11 protein-coding genes are annotated in these 20324 nt (G+C 69.2%); 1 reads left to right on the forward strand and 10 read right to left on the reverse strand.

All coding sequences use genetic code 11. The features are described 5' to 3' along the window. Positions 1 to 56: 56 nt before the first annotated feature. Positions 57 to 263: a hypothetical protein gene (locus AACL56_RS19270; protein WP_339091417.1), complete on the forward strand. Its 207-nt coding sequence runs from the start codon at positions 57 to 59 to the stop codon at positions 261 to 263. An 87-nt stretch (positions 264 to 350) separates the two neighbouring features. On the opposite strand, the gene AACL56_RS19275 is transcribed toward AACL56_RS19270, so the two are convergent. The 10 genes from AACL56_RS19275 to glgB all read right to left on the reverse strand — a co-directional run bounded on the left by AACL56_RS19275 (position 351) and on the right by glgB (position 20314). Further along, entirely contained in the window at positions 351 to 1142 is a 792-nt protein-coding gene (locus AACL56_RS19275; RefSeq protein ID WP_339091418.1) for an alpha/beta hydrolase family protein, read from the reverse strand. Next, complete coding sequence (locus AACL56_RS19280) at positions 1126 to 2340, reverse strand: DUF3182 family protein (RefSeq protein WP_339091419.1); 1215 nt, start codon at positions 2338 to 2340, stop codon at positions 1126 to 1128. The genes AACL56_RS19275 and AACL56_RS19280 overlap by 17 nt, the downstream gene beginning before the upstream one ends. A gap of 152 nt (positions 2341 to 2492) precedes the next feature. Continuing rightward, positions 2493 to 2825 carry a cell envelope biogenesis protein TolA gene (locus tag AACL56_RS19285; protein WP_339091420.1) on the reverse strand — a complete coding sequence of 111 codons (333 nt, stop codon included), beginning with the start codon at positions 2823 to 2825 and terminating at the stop codon, positions 2493 to 2495. Positions 2826 to 2985: 160 nt separating this feature from the next. After that, positions 2986 to 8163, reverse strand: coding sequence for a malto-oligosyltrehalose synthase (locus AACL56_RS19290; protein WP_339091421.1), 5178 nt, complete (start codon positions 8161 to 8163; stop codon positions 2986 to 2988). A 1-nt stretch (position 8164) separates the two neighbouring features. Then, positions 8165 to 10012 carry a malto-oligosyltrehalose trehalohydrolase gene (gene treZ / locus AACL56_RS19295; RefSeq protein WP_339091422.1) on the reverse strand — a complete coding sequence of 616 codons (1848 nt, stop codon included), beginning with the start codon at positions 10010 to 10012 and terminating at the stop codon, positions 8165 to 8167. Next, positions 10009 to 12168: a glycogen debranching protein GlgX gene (glgX, locus tag AACL56_RS19300; RefSeq protein WP_339091423.1), complete on the reverse strand. Its 2160-nt coding sequence runs from the start codon at positions 12166 to 12168 to the stop codon at positions 10009 to 10011. Before glgX ends, treZ begins: the two co-directional genes overlap by 4 nt. Before the next feature lie 35 nt (positions 12169 to 12203). Beyond that, positions 12204 to 12965: a mechanosensitive ion channel family protein gene (locus AACL56_RS19305; RefSeq protein WP_339091424.1), complete on the reverse strand. Its 762-nt coding sequence runs from the start codon at positions 12963 to 12965 to the stop codon at positions 12204 to 12206. Positions 12966 to 13019: 54 nt separating this feature from the next. Beyond that, a complete protein-coding gene (gene treS / locus AACL56_RS19310; RefSeq protein ID WP_339091425.1) occupies positions 13020 to 16361 on the reverse strand; it encodes a maltose alpha-D-glucosyltransferase in 3342 nt (1113 codons plus the stop codon). 12 nt (positions 16362 to 16373) lie between these two features. Next, a complete protein-coding gene (locus AACL56_RS19315; protein ID WP_339091426.1) occupies positions 16374 to 18425 on the reverse strand; it encodes an alpha-1,4-glucan--maltose-1-phosphate maltosyltransferase in 2052 nt (683 codons plus the stop codon). Beyond that, the gene (gene glgB / locus AACL56_RS19320; protein WP_339091427.1) at positions 18422 to 20314 is read right to left on the reverse strand and encodes a 1,4-alpha-glucan branching protein GlgB; all 1893 of its coding nucleotides are present in this window, start codon (positions 20312 to 20314) and stop codon (positions 18422 to 18424) included. The genes AACL56_RS19315 and glgB overlap by 4 nt, the downstream gene beginning before the upstream one ends. Between the last annotated feature and the right edge of the window lie 10 nt (positions 20315 to 20324).

The raw sequence follows: 20324 nt of genomic DNA on the forward strand, positions 1-20324 counted from the left end.
GGAGTCGTCGCAGATGGCCTACAGACAAGTGCCGCGCGCTGCGCCATGGTGAAGGCATGACACATCCCATCGAACTCACCATCGAGGAGCCGCTGCCGGGTGCTTATGTCTGGCAGCTGCTCGAAACCGACGACAAGGGCACGCACCCACGCGTGCTGAGCAAGGCGTACGACGCCGCGGAGAGCTACGAGCTGGCGTTGTCTGCCGGCCAGCGCGCGCTGAAGAGCGCCATCCGCGACCGTGTGCAGGCCGCACCGGGCTGATCGCCTCCCACACCCTGCGTTTGCGCAGGGTTCGCCGACACCGCCTGCGCCTGCGCCTGCGCAGGGGTTTGCCTATACCGCCTGCGCCTACGCAGGGTTTGCCGACACCGGCCGCGTGAGTGCGCCGGGCGACTTGGCGCCCTCCGAGCGCGCGCCCTGCGTCATCTCGGTCATCCACGACACCAGCAACTGGCCGTAGGCCTGGCGCCACATCTGCTTCGAGAGTGCGTGATCGGCGTCGGAGATGACGCGGTAGGTCACCGACCGCACGCTCTGGAACGCCGCCCGGTAGTTGGTGATCACGGGATGCGGCACGATCTGGTCGTGCTCCGATTCCACAATGAGCACGTCGCCGCGGAATGCCGCACAGGCAGCGAGCGCACGGTTGTCCTTCGGCCCCACCAGCGAGCGGCGGTACGCAAGCAGGTCCGAGCGGCTGAGCTCTCCCTTCGGCTTGTCCCATTCGCGGTCCCGATAGAGCGCCGGCGCTCGCAGCGCAAGCCATCGCACGCGCCGCATCGCGCTCACCAGTGCCGCAAGGTAGCCGCCGTAGCTGCTGCCCACGATGGCGATCGAGGCGGGGTCGACCGACGGATGCCCCACCAGCGTGTCGTAGGCCGCGAGCACGTCGTGCAGGTTGTCTTCCCGGGTCACCTCAAGGCGCTGTGCCGCATGCCGCGCGTGGCCGCGCAGGTCGAAAGTGAGGCACACGCACCCGAGCGCCGCGATCTCGTGCGCGCGCGCGATGTACTGTTCCTGGCTGCCGTCCCATCCATGCACCAGCAGCACGCCGGGCACGACGTTCGAGGCGGCCACCAGCGTGCCGTCGATGTGCTGTCCGTCCACGGGAATGTCGATGGTGTTATGTCGCGTTGGCATGCGGTGTCAGCAAGGCATATTTGGTCAGGGGCCCGACGCGGCTGTCGATGCCCTGGTAATGGACGATGGCGCCCGGCGGCGCAAGCACGCCTTCGCCGTATTCCTCGTGCGTCGAAGCCTGCACGCGCCAGCAGGCGGGGTCCGCGCGGAAGTGCTCGAGGGCCGCAAGCTCCGCGCCGCTCGCACCGCCCAGGCGCCACGACTGCTCGAGCACGCCCGAGCGCCAGATGCCGCCCGCACCCATGCCCTGCGCCACGTCGTAGTTGATGCGCGAAGCGAAGAAGCCGGGGTAGCAGTCGATCACAGCCTGGTGATAGCGCATGGCCTGGTCGATGGCCAGGCGCAGTCCGGGCGCGAGGCCGCTGTCTGCCAGCAGGACGTCGAAGCCGCCGCGCACCAGCGTGAGGTCGGAGCCGCCGTACACCTCGATCCCGGCGTTGTCGCGCGTGAGCCGCTGGCTGCCGTGGTAGCTCAGCGTGGTGGGGCCGACCGTGACCTGTCCCACGCTGAAGGTCAGGGGCCGGTCGAGGTTCTCCTCGAGCACCACGCCATGTGCCGCAAGCTCGGCGGCGTCCATGCCTTCGAGACACGCGTCCAGCGCTGCAGCGTCGGCGGCGACGCGCTGGCCCCTGCCACCAGTGGCGCGCACCTGCTTCACGCGCACGGGGCCGGCTTCGAGCAGCGTGCGACCGGCACGGCGCGCATCGTCACGGGAGAAGGCGGAAAAGCCCTGGAGCACCGCCTGCGGCACGCGCGCCGCAAACGACGGGTCCCAGCCCTCGGGCCGCGCTGCCGACGGCCCCGCCACGCCGTGCGTGATCGCCTTGGTCGCCACGAAGGGCCGCGGCACCACGCCGCCGAACAGGTCGTGCAGCGACGAGATGCCGAGGGATTGCGCCACGTCCGTGCTGGGGAGGGTGTCGCTGGGCACCACGTACAGCGGCCGCATGTAGATACCCGCCGGGTCATGCTCGCCGGCGAAATCGAAGCCCTTCAGCGCCGCGAGCCTCTCCGCGAAATTGCGTCGCGTGGCGCGCTCGTGGTCGCTGCAGTAGGCGCTCGGGTCGGCGCTCCAGGTCACCGTGCTCCCGTGCGGCCTGATGTCGTCTCGGACAGCGGCGTCGGGCGGCGCGGTGCCGGGCACTCCCGGCATGACGACGCGTCTGACCTGCCCATCGATCGTGACGAGAGACTCCATGAGCATCTCCTGCCTGCATGACTTGCACATGCGCCGCACCGCCTGAACGGCCGTATGCGGCAACGGGTTTGTCGTTTGCCTGGCCGGGTGGCCCTTTCGCCCGTTCGACCGTTCGCCCTTAGCCCTTTCGAGCCTCAGCGAAGCAGCGTCGGTTACTTCGGCGTGCCGCCGGGTACCGGCTTCGGCTTGCCAGGACGGCGTTCGTCGCGCGTTTCTGCGCGCCGCTCGCCCGCCTGCGCAGCACGGTCGTTGCCGATGGCGCCGCCTTCGGGCGTGCGGGCCTCGTCGCCCGGCTGCCCGCGCACCATTCCCGGTGCGCGACGGTCCTTCCGGGCTTCACCCGCCATCTCCGACTTGCCGGTCGCCACGCCGGGCGTGTTGGGCGGCACGGCCGCGCCGGGCGGATTCGACTGCGCCGCGGCGGAACCGGCGGCCACGAGCATGGCGGCCATGAGGACAGGTGCAAGTTTCGCAAGTTTCTTCATCGGGAACTCCTGGCGGCGAGCGCCAACGTTGGGCAAAAAAGTAAAAGAAGCAACGCCGCAGACATTCTTCGGGTGTTTGAGTGGCTTCTGCGTCGACCACAGGTTCGGCGCGGCTGCGCACGGCCCGCGTAGGAAACCTGCGCATCCGCATAGGAGCAAATCACCACGACGGGCGTGTTGTGTGCTCGACCCGTCGAAATGCCGCCCACGGAACATGGCGAAGCGCCTCCGACAATTGCAGCGCTTCGCCGTCCACCGTGATGCGCTCTCCGGTCAGCAGGTTCTCCATGACCGTGCCCGGCGCCCAGTCCGCAGGCAGGCGAACCGACGTGCCGCGCCAGGTGTCGCCGCCCGCAAGCGCAGGCACGGTGCCCGCTCCCGGTGCGAGCCCGACGAACAGCCGCCCCGCCACCACCAGCATCGCATCGCTGCCGAGACGCCGTTCGAAGGCCACCACATGCCGCGCGAGCGCACCTTCGGCGGCGAGCCCCTCATAGCCGCCTTCGCTGAACAGCGCGGGATTCTCGCGCCGCAGCGACAGCAGTCGCCAGATGAACCACAGCTTCGCGCGGCCGTCGTGCGGCGCCGCGGCCAGCGCCTGCACGCGCTTGGCGAGTACCTCGCCGTCCGCGGCGCCGGCCATGGCGCGCAATTCGCGCAGCCGCCGCTGCCGCACCGTGTAATCGACCGGACGCCGGTTGTCGGGGTCGACCAGGCTCAGCTCGACGAGTTCGCTGCCCTGGTACAGGTCGGGAACGCCGGGCGACGCGTACTTCAGCAGCGTGAGCGTGAGGCCGTTCCAGGCACCGAACCACGAGAGCCGGTCGGCCAGCTTCTGCAGGTCCGACAGGCAGCCGCCCTCGCCCAGGTCGGAAAGAATGCCGCGAACGAAGCCTTCGAGCGCGGCTTCGTAGTCGGCGTCGGGCTGCGTCCAGCGCGTGCGCAGCTTGGCCTCGCGCGCGGCCTTCTGCATGTACTGCCAGATGCGTTCGGTGAACTCCGGCCCGGTGGTCGCATCGATTCCGCCCGGCGGCAGCGTGCCCAGCAAGGTCTGGTACAGCAGGTATTCGTCGGCGTGCGAAGGCGCGTCGGGCGTTTCCAGCCTGCGGCGCGTGTCGCGGCACAGGCCGTGCCAGCGCGTCAGCGCCAGCACCCAGTCGTTGGGCATCTCGGAGAGCACGTCGATGCGGTTGCGCACGTCTTCCGAGCGCTTGTTGTCGTGCGTCGACGTGGCGAGCATGGTGTGCGGCCAGCGCCGCGCGCGGTCGGCGCTCAGCGCATGGAACGCGTCCACCTCGATGCCGAAGCGGTCCGGTTCGCCGCCGACCTCGTTGAGAGAGCTCAGCGGAAAGTAGCGATAGAAGGCCGTGTCCTCCACGCCCTTGGCCGTGACCGGCGCGCTGAACTGCTGGAAGCGCACGGCAAAGCGCCGCACCCGCTCGGCCAGCGCCGGCGATGCGCCCTCCACCGCCTCGCCGCGCAACGCGCGCCGCACGAAGCCGAACACCGAGCGATCGGCGTCGCTGCTCTGGCGCTCGGCTGCGGCGGTGGCTTCCGCGATGAAGCGCTCGTCCTGTTCCGACGCCGAATCCACGATGTAGGTGCGGTACACCGGCATGCAGGCCGCCACGTCGGCCAGTGCGCGGCGCAGCGCATTGAGCGTGTAGTCGCGCGTGCCGCGGTCGGCCCGCGCGATGCGCAGCAGCTCGCTCGACAGCACGTTGAGTTCCGACGACAGCGCGTTGCGCATCACCTCGCGCCTGCCGGCCTGCGAGAGCGCGTGAAAGCCCTGCGTCTCTCCCGTGAAGCGGCGCCACGCATGGCCGATGGTCTCTGCGGCCGTGGTGTCGACCAGCACGCCGTTGGCCACGTTGGCGAAGCGGTAGCCGGTGGTGCCGTGCACATGCCAGCTCTCCGGGACCTCCTCGTCGTTGGCCGCGATCTTCTCGGCCACCACGTAGAGCGGTCGCGCCGGCCGGCCCTGCGCATCTTGCCCCGGCAGCACCAGCCCGGCGCGGCGCGCGTAGCCCTGCTGCAGCTTCTCGAAGTAGCGCGCAGGGTCGTACAGGCCATCGGGATGGTCGATGCGCAGCCCGTCCACCTTGCCGGCCGCCGCAAGATCGAGCGCGAACGACTGCGTGGCCTCGAACACGTCGTCGCGCTCCATGCGCACGGCGGCAAGGTCGTTGATGTCGAAGAAGCGGCGGTAGTTGATCTCGTCCGCCGCCATGCGCCAGTGGGCCAGCCGGTAGGCCTGCGCCTCGATCAACGCATGGAGCGCATCGCGTGCCTCGGGCGTGGGCAGGTTCAGTTCGGCCACCGCCATGGCCAGCGCCTTGGCCACCGACGGATGCCGCTGCGCGAGCCGGGCCAGGCGCGCCTTCAGCAGCTCCTTGTCGCGCGCCCGCTCCAGGCGCTTCTCGGGCTCGTCCGCGTCACGCCCCGGCAGGTGGCCGAAGGCGGTGGCGATGCTCGCCAGGCTCGCGGCATCGTCGGCCGACGCATCGAGCTGCGCCAGGGCGCGCGACAGCACCGCGGGGTAGCGTTCGGGCGCCAGCGGAAAGCGGTGGTCGAAGTACATGAGCGCGAAGGCGCCTTGCTCGGGCTCGAAGTGCAGCACCAGTTCGCCGCTGGCCAGCACCTCGCCGTAGTGGCCTCCGAGCACCGGCAGCAGCACCTTGCCGGTCAGCTCGACGTTCAGCGGCTGCCAGTCGATGTCGAAATGCTGCGCATAGAGCGAGGCCGGGCCGTTCTCCAGCACATCCATCCACCACGCGTTGTCGGCGCCGAACACGCCCATGTGGTTGGGCACCATGTCCAGCAGCTGGCCCATGCCGTGCGCCTGCAGCGCCGCCACGAAGCGCGAAAAACCTTCCTCGCCGCCGAGCTCGGGATTGATCTCGTCGTGCGCCACCACGTCGTAGCCGTGCATGCTGCCCGCACGGGCGCGCTGGATCGGCGAACAGTACACGTGGCTCACGCCCAGCTCGGCCAGGTACGGCAGCACGCGGATCGCGTCGTCGAAGCCGAAGTCCTTGTGGAACTGCAGCCGGTAGGTGGCGCGCGGCACGCGAGCCTGCAGCGCCTGCGGTTCGCTCGGGTCGCGGCGCAGCCTCGGCGAAGGCCGTGCCTCGCGCAGGCGCGCCGCCAGGCCCAGCATGCGCTCGCTCCCGGCCAGCTCGCGCAGCGCCAGGGGCAGCTTGCGCCGCCAGTTGGGCTGCTCGCCCACCGTACCGGGCATGTTGGCCTGCTCGACCATGCCGGCCACGTCCTCGAGCTGCACCATCATCAGCGCCGAAGGCGCGGCGGCGAGGTAGGCGTGCACCGCCTCCACGATGCGCGCGGACGGCAGGGCCTGCCCCGCGGCCTCGGCGATGTCCTCGCGGCTCAACAGCCCGAGCTGCTCCGAGGCCAGCATCAATTCGACGCGCTCCTGCGCGCGGTCGAGCAACTGCTTGTCGAACACGCGCTCGTCGGGAAACAGGCCGAGTTCCAGCCGCATGCGCAGGTCGTGCGCGGACCACCAGCCCGCGAAGGTCGCGAGGTCGTGCGTGCTCACCGCCACCAGCGCGGCGCCCGGATAGGCCTGCGGCGGCTTGAATCCGGCGGCCTCGTGCGGCAGCAGGCGCTCGAAGTACAGCAACCGGTAGGACAGCACGTCCGCGCGCGCCAGCGCCTCGCGCACCGAGTTCTCCACCGTGCCCAGGTCCTCGCCCACCACCATGCAACGGTGGCGATGGCTCTCGATGGCGACGATGGCGAGCATCTCTTCCAGCGGGTAGTACACGTAGGCGCCGTCGTGCGCACCACGCCCCGGCGGAATCCAGAACAGCCGCATGAGCCCCATGACGTGGTCGATGCGCAATGCGCCGGCGCCCTGCATGCCGGCACGCAAGGTCTGGATGAAGAAGCGGTAGCCGTCGGCGCGCAGGCTGTCGGGCCGCAGCGGCGGCAGGCCCCAGTTCTGGCCGGCGGGGTTGAACTCGTCCGGCGGCGCACCGATGCTCGCCCCCGCCGCGAGCACACGCTGCCCGGTCCACGCATCGGAGCCTGCGCGGTCGACCGACACCGCCAGGTCCACGTACAGGCCCACGCCCATGCCGACCGCCTCGCAGCGCGCCGCCGCCCGCGCCAGCTGGCGCACGGCCTGCCACTGCAGGAACTGGTGGAACTGCACGCGCTGCGCGTGCTGCACGGCAAAGGCCGTGACCTCGGCCGAATCGGGGTCGCGGTAGGCCACCGGCCACACGGGCCAGCCCCACAGCGCGGGGTCGCTGGCCAGGAAGTGCGCGTGCAGCGTCTCGAACAGCGCATGCTGCCGCAGCCCCTCGCCGCGCTCGGCCACGAAGGCGAGGAAGGCCAGGCCCGTCTCGTCCGCCTGCGCCAGCTCGGACAGGTGGCGCTCGCGGAAGTGCTCGAACAGCAGCTCGAGCACCTCGAACTTCGCCGCCGCCACGCCCGGCAGGTCGACCAGCGGCGCCGCACGCAGCGCCGCGAGCCGCGACTGGAACGCCGGCGAAAGCACCAGGTGCCGCGCCGGTTCGCAATCGGCAAAGCCGTCGACGGCTTCGACGTCGATGTACAGCACGTTGAGCTGCTGGCGCGACGACGGGCTGTAGGGGCTGGCATGCGCCGGATTGGCCGCGAACAGCGCGTGCAGCGGGTTCAGGCCCACGATGTCGGCGCCCTGCGCCGCCATGCGGACCACCAGTTCGTCGAGATCGCCGAAGTCGCCGATGCCCCAGTTGCGGGCCGAGCGCAGGCTGTACAGCTGCACCGCCGGGCCCCACACCCTGCCGCCGTCGCGCACGGCAGGCGGGCGATAGCAATGGCCCGGGGTGGCCAGCACCAGCGTCTCGCCCGGCAGGCCGTCGATGCGCAGCCTGTGGTAGCCGGACTCCAGCGCATGGGTCATGTGCAGCGTGCGCTCGCACAGCCACACGCCGTCGCGCTCGGCGCGCGCCACCTCGTGCAGCGCCGCCGCATCGGCCTCGCCCTGCAAGGTGCGGCCGGCCTCGTCGGTCAGTTGCCAGCGCAGCGTCCGCATGGAAAGCGGCAGCCGCAGCGGCAGTTGCCATTCGCCGGCGCCCGTGGCCACCACGCGCACCGGCGGCAGCGCCTCGGCCCAGCGCGCGTGATGCACGGCCTGCAGCGCGCGGTGCGCCTGCGCCACGTCGTCGATCTGCACGCCGAACTCGGCCAGCAGCGGCAGCAGGTTGCGCGGCGAGGCCTCGCGCCGGTTGCCGAAGGCATCGTTGTAGGCGGTGGCAATGCCGAAGTGCTCGCACAGCGACACCAGCACGCCCGCGGCGTCGTCGCGGAAGATCCCGTCGTTCATGTCATGCACCGTGCGCATCCTCCAGCGTGACATGCACCGCACCGCTGTCCAGCCGCAAGGTGGCACCTTCCGCATGCGCGCCGTGGCTGTAAACGCCGGTGCCCGGCGTTGCCGCGACAGGCTCCGAAGGCGCTTCGCCGAAATGGGCCAGCATGTGCAGCCGGCCCGAGCCCAGGTCCCAGTGCACGCGCAGCGTGCCGTTCTCGCACAGGAAGATGCCGGCGCCGGCCGAACCCGCCAGGCGCGGCACGATCAGCCGCCGCCGCAGTGCCAGCAGCTGCTGCACTTCGCTGAACTGCTCGAAGTGCTTGCGCGCACCGCGCTCGCGCCAGTTGAGCTTGGACGCGAGGAAGGTCGACTCGGCGTTCGGATCGGGAATGCGCGCGCGCGCCGCTTCGTCGGCAAAGCCGGCAAAGCCGCCGAATTCCGAGCGACGCCCTTTGGACACCGCTTCCGCCAGCTCCGGCCCGAAGTCGCAGAAATACAGGAAGGGCGTGGACGCCGCGAACTCGTCGCCCATGAACAGCATCGGCACATGCGGTGACAGCAGCAGGCAGGCCATGGCCGCGCGCAGGCGCACCGGGTCGCCCAGCGCATGGATGCGCTCGCCGAAGGCGCGGTTGCCGACTTGGTCGTGCGTCTGCAGGAACGACACGAAGGCCTGCGGCGGCAGCCGCGTGCTGGGCTCGCCGCGGCGTTCGCCGTTGCGGAAGACAGAGGGCTGGCCCTGGTAGATGAAGCCTTCGGCGAGCGCGCAGGCCAGCCGGCATACCGGGTCGTCGGCATAGTCGGCGTAGTAGCCGTCGCGCTCGCCGGTGGCCAGCACGTGCACCGCATGATGCAGGTCGTCGTTCCATTGCGCGGTGCCGGCCACCGGCAGGCCGTGGCCGTCGCGCGCGAGCATCGAGGCCTGGTTGGCATCGTTCTCCAGCACCAGGTGCACGTGGCGCTCCCGGCCCGGTCCGGCCGACAGCGCCTCGCGGATCTCCTGCACGATGTGCGGGTGCGAGCTGTCGCGCACCGCGTGGATGGCGTCCATGCGCAGGCCGTCGAAGCGGAACTCCTCCACCCAGTAGAGCGCGTTGTGCACGAAGAAGTCGCGCACGGTGCGCGCGCCCGGGCCGTCGAAGTTGATGGCCGAGCCCCACGGCGTGCGGTGCGCTGGGTTGAAGAACTCGGGGCAGTAACCGTGCAGGTAGTTGCCCTCGGGTCCGAAGTGGTTGTAGACCACGTCGAGCAGCACCATCAGCCCGAGGCCGTGCGCCGCGTCGACCAGCGCCTTGAGTTCGTCGGGCGTGCCGTAGGAGGCATCGGGCGCGAACTGCAGCACGCCGTCGTAGCCCCAGTTGCGTTTGCCCGGAAAGTCCGCGAGCGGCATCAGCTCCACCGCCGTCACGCCCAGTTCCGCCAGCTCCACGAGCCGCTCGCGCGCCGCGTCGAAGGTGCCTTCGGCGGTGAACGCACCCACGTGCAGCTCGTACACCACCGCCTCTTCCCACGGGCGGCCGCGCCATGCACCGTCTCGCCACGCGTAGCGGCACGGGTCGGTCACCACGCTCGGACCGTGAACGTCGCCGGGGTTGAAGCGCGAGGCGGGGTCGGGCACCGCGGTGCCGTCGGGCAGCTGGAACCGGTAGCCGTCGCCATGCGTCGCGCCGGCCAGGTCGAGCCGGTGCCAGCCGTCCGCGTCGCGGGCCATGGCGTGCGAGGCATGTTCGCCGCCCATCGGGCGGTGTTCGAGATGCACGATGTCCTGCGACGGTGCCCAGAGCGCGAAGGCGACGCCGCCGTCGTGCACGGTGGCACCGAAGGGCATCGCGTGCACGTGATGTTGCGAAGGTGTGTTCATGGCCTGACGTCCGGCCGGCTCAGCACGACGAGCGAGCGGCATTGAAGTGGATAAATGGGCTCTGCCCAGGCGGGTGCGAGTGCGGCGGCATCCTCGCTGGGCGGCGGCGTGGTGCTGGCGGTGTCCACCAGCAGGCGCCACGCGCCGTGCCGCATGGCGGGGAGCGTGAAATCGATCTGGTCGTGGTGCGCGTTCAGCAACAGCAGGAAGTCGTCGTCGTGCTGCGTCTCACCGCGGGGCCCGCGGTCGGCAATGCCGCCGCCGGGGATGAACATGGCGATGCAGCGCGCGTTGGCGTCGCTCCAGTCCTCGGTGCGCATCTCGGCACCGTCCGGCCTGAGCCAGTGCACGTCCGTCACGGTCTCGCGCTCGGCCGGCTTGCCCGCGAAGAAGGAGCGGCGACGGAACGACGGATGCGCGCGGCGCAGCGCGACCATGCGCTCGACGAAAGTCGCCAGGGCGAGCCGCTCGGGCGTGGGGGTCCAGTCGAGCCAGCCGAGTTCGTTGTCCTGGCAGTAGACGTTGTTGTTGCCCTGCTGCGTGTGGCCGCGCTCGTCGCCGGCCAGCAGCATGGGCACGCCCTGCGACAGCAGCAGCGTCGCCAGCAGGTTGCGCTTCTGGCGCTCGCGCAGGTTCACCACCTCGGGGTCGTCGGTCGGGCCCTCCACGCCGCAGTTCCACGACACGTTGTGGCTGTTGCCGTCGCGATTGTCCTCGCCGTTGGCCTCGTTGTGCTTGTCGTTGTACGAGACCAGGTCGTGCAGCGTGAAGCCGTCGTGCGCAGTCACGAAGTTGATGCTGGCGGTGGGCTGCTTGCCGGACCAGCCGTACAGGTCCTCCGATCCGGTGATCCGCCTTGCGGCCTCGCCGACGAGACCGCCGTCGCCTTTCCAGAAGCCGCGCATGCCGTCGCGGTACTGGTCGTTCCACTCGGCCCACCCGAGCGGGAAGTTGCCCACCTGGTAGCCGCCGTGGCCCAGGTCCCACGGTTCGGCGATGAGCTTCACGCGGTTGAGGGTCGGGTCCTGCCGGATCGCATCGAAGAAGCCGCCCAGGTTTTCCACCTTGCCCGATTCGCGTGCGAGCGCCGAGGCCAGGTCGAAGCGGAAGCCGTCCACGTGCATCTCCTCGGCCCAGTAGCGCAGCGAGTCCATCACCAGCTGCAGCGCGTGCGGATGCTCCAGGTTCACTGTGTTGCCGCAGCCGGTGAAGTCGTCGTAGTAGCGGCGGTTGTCGGCGTTCACGATGTAGTACGAGGCGTTGTCCACGCCGCGCATCGACAGCGTCGGCCCGAGCTGGTTGCCTTCGCAGGTGTGGTTGTAGACCACGTCCAGGATGACCTCGATGCCGGCCGAATGCAGCGTCTTCACCATGGTCTTGAACTCCTTCACCTTGCCGGACGCGCTGTAGCGCGTCTCCGGAGCGAAGAAGGCCAGCGTGTTGTAGCCCCAGTAGTTGCGCAGGCCCTTCTCGGCCAGGTGGCGGTCGTTGAGGAAGCTGTGCACCGGCAACAGCTCGACCGTGGTCACGCCCAGGCGCTTGAGGTAGTCGACCACCGGCGCGCAGCCCAGGCCGGCGTAGGTGCCGCGCAGCTCGGGCGGCACGTCGGGGTGGTTCATGGTGAAGCCGCGCACGTGCATCTCGTAGATCACCATGTCCTGCCGCGGCACGGAGGGGCGGCGGTCGTCGCCCCAGGTGAAGGCGGTCTCGAGCACGCGGCCCTTGGGCATCAGGGGCGCGCTGTCGCGGCGGTCGAACGACAGGTCCTCGCGCTTGCCGCCCACCGTGTAGCCGTACAGCGCGTCGCCCCAGCGCAGTTCGCCGACGAGGTCCTTGGCGTAGGGATCGACCAGCAGCTTGTTCGGATTGAAGCGGTGCCCCTCCTCGGGCTTGTACGGCCCATGCACGCGATAGCCGTAGGCCTGGCCGGGGCGGGCCTCGGGCAGATAGCAGTGCCACACGCCGTCGGTGCGCTCGCGCAGCACGATGCGTTGCAGCTCATGGCGCCCGCGCTCGTCGAACAGGCACAGCTCCACCTTGTGGGCGTGCTGCGAGAAAAGAGCGAAGTTGACGCCCTCTCCATCCCAGGTGGCGCCGCGCGGATAAGGCTTTCCGGGCCAGACGGCCGTGATCGTCGGATTGGTTTTTCGTGTCATTCAGTGGCCGTCTGCGGCGCGGAGCTGGAAGCCTGTCAGCGGGGTGGCCGGTCGTCGAACCGGTGCGGTGCGGGTTGCTGGGACATGGGCGGCGGCGGAGGCGGTGCGAGCGGCTGGACCGGCGGGCGCATCGCCTGCCGCGGCCACCAGCGCTCGATCTGCGCCTTCGCCCAGTCCTTGCCTGCCAGGCCGAATGCCAGGGCCAAAGCAAAGACCACGCCTGCGAGGATCACCAGGAAGCTCTCGCGCACGATGTCGCCGCCGACCTTGATCTGGTCGAGCGCGATCAGGATCACGAAGGCCATCACCGCGTACTGCGCGACCTTCGCGAACAGCATGGCGTCCTGCATCTTGACGCTGCGGAAGTAACTGCCCACAGCCTCGCCCACGAAGCGCGCGAAGTACGAGCCGAAGGCCAGCACCAGCAGCGCCACAAACACGTTGGGCACGAACCAGACGATGCGTCCCAGCAGGTCGGCGATGTAGCTCAGTCCCATGCCGTTGAAGGCGATGAGCAGCGACGCCAGTATCACCAGCCAGTACGCCAGCACGCCGAACAGGCTGCAGGTGTCGCCCGCCCAGCCGCCCTGGCGCAGGAAGTTGTCGAGCCCGGCGCGCTCGGTGAGCACATTGAAGTTGATCGCGCGAAGCGCCTTGGTCACCGCGAAGCGCACCGCCTTCGCGACAAGCCAGCCGACGACCACGACGACCACCGCGATCAGCAGGCGCGGGATGAACGCGCCGATCTGGTACAGGATGGCGCGCAGCGGCTCCAGGTGAATGCCGAAGTTTTCCATGATGAGTTTCTTCCGAAGTGAGTGGCGAAGGCGGCCGGAGCCAGGCGGCCGGCGTCAGGCCTGCGGCGTGCGGATGAGCGCAAGCACGCCGTGCAGCGGCACCTGCGCCCAGTCGGTGCGGTTGTTCAGCTCGTAGCGCAACTCGTAGAGCGCCTTCTCGAGCTCGAACAGCGAGAGCAGCTCGGTATCGATCGGCGCGCCGTCGGGCGCGGCCAGCGTCTCGGCATAGCCCTTCAGGAAGGCCTCGCGCGTGGCGCGCTCCCATGCGATGGCGGGATGCGCGAGCTTCTCGGCCTCCTCGGGGCTCTGCGCCACGCGGCGCAGCGCCGACCAGCGCGCGTAGTTGAACGACCGCAGCATGCCCGCCACGTCGCGCAGCGGCGAGCTCTTGCTGCGCCTTTCCTCGAAGCTGCGCGCCGGCTCGCCCTCGAAGTCGATGATGACGAAGTCGTTGTCCTTCACCAGCACCTGGCCCAGGTGGTAGTCGCCGTGGTAGCGGCTCTTCAGCGCCGCACCGCCGCCGCCCTCGCCCACGAAGCGGCGCGCGGCGATATTCGCCTGCAGCGCATCGGCGGCGGCCAGCAGGGTCTCGGCGTCGGCCTGCGCGCCCGCCGGCAGCGCACCGATGCGCTCGCGCAGAAGCGCCATGGTGGCCGTCGCGTCCTGCGCCGTATGCGTGCGGTAGCCCGCCACGTCGGTCGCCGACAGGGGCTCGGGGTCGAAGGCGGCGGCACCGGTCCGGCTGGCCAGCGCGCGGTGCAACTCGGCCGTTCGCCGTCCCAGCGTGGCCATCAGCGCGAGGAAGCCGCCGTGCACCGCGAGCACGTCGGGCGCCTCGGTGGCGCCGTCGGTGGTGGCCACGTCGCGCAGGAAGCGCTCGAGGTAGCCCATGGTGTAGTCCCAGCCGTCGCCCTGGTTGGCCACGTAGCTCTGCACCATGGCCAGCGTCATGGTGCGGCCGTCGGCCGCGATGTATTCCAGCGCACCCAGCACAGGCACGCAGTTCGGATACTGCACCTCGGTGAGGAAGCGGCCCATCTCCAGCTCGGGGTTGATGCCTTCGCGCACGTGGCGGTAGCCCTTGAGGAACAGCGTTTCGTTCAGCGTCACCGCCGTGTTGCTGCTCACGCCGCTGGGCCGTCCCACGGGCAGCGCGTCGATGTCGACCGCGAGCGCGGCGAACGCCGCGGTGGGCCTGAACACCAGCTTGCCCTTGCCGGTCTGCAGCTCGGCGCCCTGGCCGATGGCGCGCACCAGTTCGCGGCAGAAGGCCTCGTCGTAGAAGGCGTCGCCCATGAGGCCGACCTGCGCCTGCTGGCGCACCTTGGCGAGCGCGGCCTGCGCCACGCCGGCCATGCGTTCCTCGTCGCGCTCTTCCCAGGCGAGCGCGAGCGGCATGAAGTAGGTGGCGCCGCCGGGCGGTCCGTCGAGCTCGAGCAGCGGCAGCATCCAGCTCAGGCCGTTGGCCTCCCACACCGCGTGGTCGACCAGCCGGGCGCGGTCGATGGTCACGGCCTTGGACGCATACCAGCGCTGGATCTCGATGTGGCGCGGCAGCGTGTCCAGCTCGAACTGGTTGCGCATGCGCTCGGCCATGCCGATGCGCCACGGCATCACGCGGTCGCGGAAAAAGCTGGTCCACCCGTCGAACAGCACCAGCGTGGGCCACTCCTGCAGCGCCACGCCCTGGTCGTGCCAGCTCGGCGCGTCGGCCTCGGCCGTGAGCTTGAACCAGTAGAAGCCGTACGAAGCCAGCGTGAGCAGGTACGGCAGTTCGCCGATCGGCGGGAACGCCGAGCGGCCGAGCATCTCGATCGGCACGCGTCCCTTGAACTCCGACAGGTCGAGCTCGACCGGCTGCGCCGCGCGCGAAAGGTTGAACACGGTGAGGATCACGTCGCCGTCGTATTCGCTCAGGTACGCCAGGATCTTGCGGTTGCCGGGCTTCAGGAAACGCCGCTTGCCGCGTCCGAAGGCATGGCTGGTCTTTCGCACCGCCAGCATGCGCTTGGTCCAGTTGAGCAGCGAGCTCGCGTCGCGCGCCTGCGTCTCCACGTTGAGCGCCTCGTAGCCGTACATCGGGTCCATGATGGGCTGCAGGTACAGGCGCTGCGGGTCGGCGCGCGAGAAGCCGGCGTTGCGGTCGGGGCTCCACTGCATCGGTGTGCGCACGCCGTTGCGGTCGCCCACGAACACGTTGTCGCCCATGCCGATCTCGTCGCCGTAGTAGATGATGGGCGAGCCCGGCATCGACAGCAGCATGCCGTTCATGAGCTTCACGCGGTCGAGGTCGTTCTCCATCAGCGGCGCGAGGCGCCGGCGGATGCCCAGGTTGATGCGCGCGCGCGTGTCGGCCGCGTACATGGTGTACATGTAGTCGCGCTCCTTGCTCGTCACCATCTCGAGCGTGAGCTCGTCGTGGTTGCGCAGGAAAATCGCCCACTGGCAGCCCTCGGGAATGTCGGGCGTCTGCGCCATGATCTCCACGATCGGATGGCGGTCCTCCTGCGCGATGGCCATGTACATGCGCGGCATCAGCGGAAAGTGGTACGCCATGTGGCACTCGTCGCCGTCGCCGAAGTACTCGCGCACGTCCTCGGGCCACATGTTGGCCTCGGCCAGCAGGAAGCGGTTCTTGTACTGCGCGTCGATGGCCGCGCGCAGCCGCTTGATCACCGCGTGCGTCTCGGGCAGGTTCTCGTTGCTGGTGCCGTCGCGCTCCACCAGGTAGGGAATGGCGTCGAGCCGGAAACCGTCGACGCCCATGTCGAGCCAGAAGCGCATCGTCTTGAAGATGGCCTCCATCACCGCGGGGTTGTCGAAGTTCAGGTCGGGCTGGTGGCTGAAGAAGCGGTGCCAGTAGTACTGCTTGGCCACCGGATCCCAGGTCCAGTTCGACGTCTCGGTGTCGGTGAAGATGATGCGCGTGCCCTGGTAGATCTGGTCGGTGTCGCTCCACACGTAGAAGTTGCGCTCCGGCGAACCGGGCGGCGCCAGGCGGGCGGCCTTGAACCACGGGTGCTCGCTCGACGTGTGGTTGATGACCAGCTCGGTGATGACCCGCAGGCCGCGCTTGTGCGCCTCCGACAGCATCACGCGGAAGTCGTCCAGCGAGCCGTACTGCGGATGGACGTCCTCGTATTCGGAAATGTCGTAGCCGTCGTCGCGCAGCGGCGACGGATAGAACGGCATCAGCCAGATCGTGTTGACGCCCAGTTCCTTCACGTAGTCGAGCTTGGCCGTGACCCCCTGGAAGTCCCCCATGCCGTCGTTGTTGGAGTCGAAGAAGGCCTTGACGTTGAGCTGGTAGATCACCGCATCGCGGTACCACAGCGGATCGTCGCTGTTGTCGATCTCGACGGTTTCAAGCGCGATGTGAGAAACGGGTGCATTCATGGGTGGGCGGCCTCAGAGGAAATAGTCGAAGTCGCGCTCGTCGCCATGGCGCCGCCGGACCACGAAGATGTGCGCAGGCACGCTGTGCGGATCGAGCCGCACGTAATGCCAGTCGCCCTGCCAGATGAAGCGCTGTCCGCTGAGCAGGTCGTGCATCTGGAAAGCGCGCGATGGCGGGCTAACGCCCACGCTGGCAGGCTCCAGGCCCACCCAGCCCGACTGCACGTTGTGCGGGTCGAGGTTGACCACCGTCACCACCACGTTGCTGCCGTCTGCCGAGCTCTTGGCGTAGGCCAGCAGCTGCGGGTTGTCGATGTGCAGGAAGCGCAGCGTGCGGTCCCACTGCAGCGCCGGATTGTCGCGGCGGATGCGGTTCACCCGCGCGATGAAGGGCGCCAGGCTCTGCGGGTCGTCGTGGTTCCAGTGGCGCAGCTGGTACTTCTCGGAATCGAGGTATTCCTCGCTGCCGTGCTCGCGCGGGAGGTGCTCGCGCAGCTCGTACGCCGGGCCGTAGATGCCGTAGCTGGCCGACAGCGTGGCTGCCAGCACCAGCCGCGACATGTACACCGGCACCTCGCCACCCTGCAGCTGCTCATGAAGGATGTCGGGCGTGTTGGGCCACACGTTGGGGCGGAAGTAGTCGATGCCCGGCGCGGTCGAGAGTTCGGTGAAGTACTCGACCAGCTCTTCTTTCGTGTTGCGCCAGGTGAAGTAGGTGTAGCTCTGCGAGAAGCCGCCCTTGGCCAGCCGGTGCATCACCTTGGGCCGCGTGAAAGCTTCGGCCAGGAAGATCACTTCGGGGTGGGTGCGCTTGATCTCGGCGATGACCCAGTCCCAGAACGGGAACGCCTTGGTGTGCGGGTTGTCGACCCGGAAGATGCGCACGCCCTCGCCCACCCAGTGCTCGAACACGCTCTTCAGCTCGGTCCACAGGCCGCGCCAGTCCTCGCTCTCGAAGTTGAACGGGTAGATGTCCTGGTACTTCTTGGGCGGGTTCTCGGCGTACTGCACGCTGCCGTCGGGCCGCCATCGGAACCAGTCCGGATGCGCCTTCACGTAAGGGTGGTCGGGGGCGCACTGGAAGGCGATGTCCAGCGCGATCTCCATGCCGTGCTCGGCGGCGCGCGCGACCAGGTGGCGGAAGTCCTCCGCCGTGCCGAGCGCGGGCAGGATGTCCTTGTGGCCGCCTTCGGCCGCGCCGATGGCCCAGGGGCTGCCCACGTCCTCGGGGCCGCTCACCAGCTTGTTGTTGGGCCCCTTGCGCTGCGTACGTCCGATGGGGTGGATGGGCGGGAAGTACAGCACGTCGAAACCCATCGCGGCGATGGCCGGCAGCCGCGCTTCCACGTCCTTGAAGGTGCCGTGCACGCCGCGCTCCTTGCCGGCCGAACGCGGGAACAGCTCGTACCAGGTGCTGAAGCGCGCGCGTTCACGGTCGGCCACGAGCGGCAGCTCGACCGGATGGCGCACGGCGTGACGGCGGTCGGGGTGGCGGCGCGCGGTCTCGGCCAGTTCCTCGTCGAGCGCCAGCGCCTTCAGCGCCACCGCATCGGCGCCGGGCGTGGCGGCCACGGCATCGAGCTCGGTGGCCCAGCGCTGCAGCGCGGTGCGGTCCACGCCGTCGGCGCGTTCGGCGGCAGCGGCGATCTCCAGCGCACCGACCTGCGAGGCGATGCGAACGTCGTCGGGATCGACGCGGCGCGTCATCTCGCTGCGCCACGACTCGAAAGGATCGACCCATGCCACCGCGGTGTAGACGTAGCGGCCGAGCGCGGGCGGCGAGAACGAGGCCTCCCACACGTCGTTGCCCAGCGGCTTCATCGGCACCTCGCGGAACTCGCCCTGGTCCTGCGCGCGCCAGCAGAGCATCACGCGCAGCACGTCGTGGCCGTCGGTGAAGCAGTGCGCGCGCACGCGCACGCGCTCGCCGGCCACGCACTTCACTGCGAAGCGGCCGTTGTCCACCGCGGGCAGCACGGCATCGATCACTGCGCGCACGTTGCCATGGGGGTTCATCTCGTCGGCCACGGGTGCGTGGCGGGTGGTCGCGAATATGTTCTTCATGGTGTCGGACGTTGCTCCAGGATCAGCGTCGAAAGCGGCGGCAGCGTGAGGCAAACGGACTGCATGCGCCCGTGAGAGCGCACCGGGGCGGCCTCCACGCCGCCGAGGTTGCCCCAGCCCGCGCCGCCGAACTCGGCCGCGTCGGTGTTGATGACTTCGCGCCAGAAACCGCCGGCGGGAACGCCCAGCACGAAGTTGGTGCGCGGCACCGGCGTCATGTTGCTCACCACCAGCAGCGGCGGGCTGCCGTCGCCGGCCTTGCGCAGGAAGGCGAACACACTGGTCTCGGCCTCGTCCGCGGCGAGCCACTCGAAGCCGGCGGCGGAAAAGTCGAGCTGGTGCAGCGCGGGCGATTCGCGGTACACGCGGTTGAGCTGCGCCACCAGCTTCTGCAGCCCGCCGTGATGGTGCTGTCCGGTGACCCACCATTCGAGTTCGCCGTCATGGGTCCATTCGCGGCGCTGGCCGAATTCGCCGCCCATGAAGAGCAGCTTCTTGCCGGGGTGCGCCCACATGAAGCCGAACAGCGCACGCAGGTTCGCGAACTGCTGCCAGCTGTCGCCGGGCATCTTGTTGATGAGCGAGCCCTTGCCGTGCACCACCTCGTCGTGCGAGAGCGGCAGCACGAAGTTCTCGTTGAAGGCATACACCAGCGAGAAGGTCAGCTTGTGGTGGTGGTACTTGCGATTGACCGGGTCTTCCTTCATGTAGTCGAGCGCGTCGTGCATCCAGCCCATGTTCCATTTCTCGCCGAAGCCCAGGCCGTCCATGTCGGTGGGGCGCGACACGCGCGGCCACGCGGTCGATTCCTCGGCCACGGTGAGCGTGTCGGGAAACTCGCGGTAGACGGCGCGGTTGAGCGTGCGCAGGAAGTCGATGGCCTCGAGGTTCTCGCGCCCGCCGTGGCGGTTGGGAATCCACTCGCCGTGATTCCGTGCGTAGTCGAGATAGAGCATGGAAGCCACCGCGTCCACGCGCAGGCCGTCCAGGTGGTACAGGTCGAGCCAGAACAGCCCCGACGACACCAGGAAGCTGCGGACCTCCGAGCGGCCGTAGTTGAAGATGCTCGAATTCCACTCGGGGTGGAAACCCTGGCGCGGATCGGCATGCTCGTAGAGGTGCGTGCCGTCGAAGAAGGCCAGCCCGTGCTGGTCGGTCGGGAAGTGCGAAGGCACCCAGTCGAGCAGCACGCCGATGCCCTGCTGGTGCAGGTGGTCCACCAGGTACATGAAGTCCTGCGGCGTGCCGAAGCGCGAGGTGGGCGCGAAGTAGCCGGTGGTCTGGTAGCCCCACGAGCCGTAGAACGGATGCTCCGTCACCGGCATGAGCTCCACGTGGGTGAAGCCCATCTTGTTCACGTAGTCGGCGAGTTCGTGCGCCAGTTCGCGGTAGCCCAGGAACTGGCCGTCATGCCGCCGCCACGAGCCCATGTGCACTTCGTAGACCGACATCGGCGCATCGAGCGCGTTGCGCACGCCGCGCGTGGCCATCCACTCGTCGTCGTTCCACTCGTAGGAGAGTTCGCAGATGCGCGAGCCGGTGGCCGGCGGCAGTTCGGCGCTGAAGGCCACGGGATCGGCCTTGTCGACGGTGTACCCGCCGAAGCGCGAACGGATGCGGTACTTGTAGGTCTGGCCGATGGCGGCGTTGGGCACGTGGCCCTGCCAGATGCCGGTGTCGTGGTCGGGCACCAGCGGGTCGGCGTCGCCCGACCAGTAGTTCCAGTCGCCCACGACCGAGACCGACTCGGCATTGGGCGCCCACACCGCGAAGCGGGCACCCCCGCCAGCCTGCGGGTGGCAGCCCAGCAGGTCGTACAGGCGGGCGTGTGTGCCCTCGTGAAAAAGATAGGCGTCTCGCTCGCCCGGGAGTGAATGGTTCAGAGGCACCGGCGTTCCT

The organism is Variovorax paradoxus (assembly GCF_902712855.1).
In the GTDB taxonomy this organism is placed as follows: domain Bacteria; phylum Pseudomonadota; class Gammaproteobacteria; order Burkholderiales; family Burkholderiaceae_C; genus Variovorax; species Variovorax paradoxus_Q.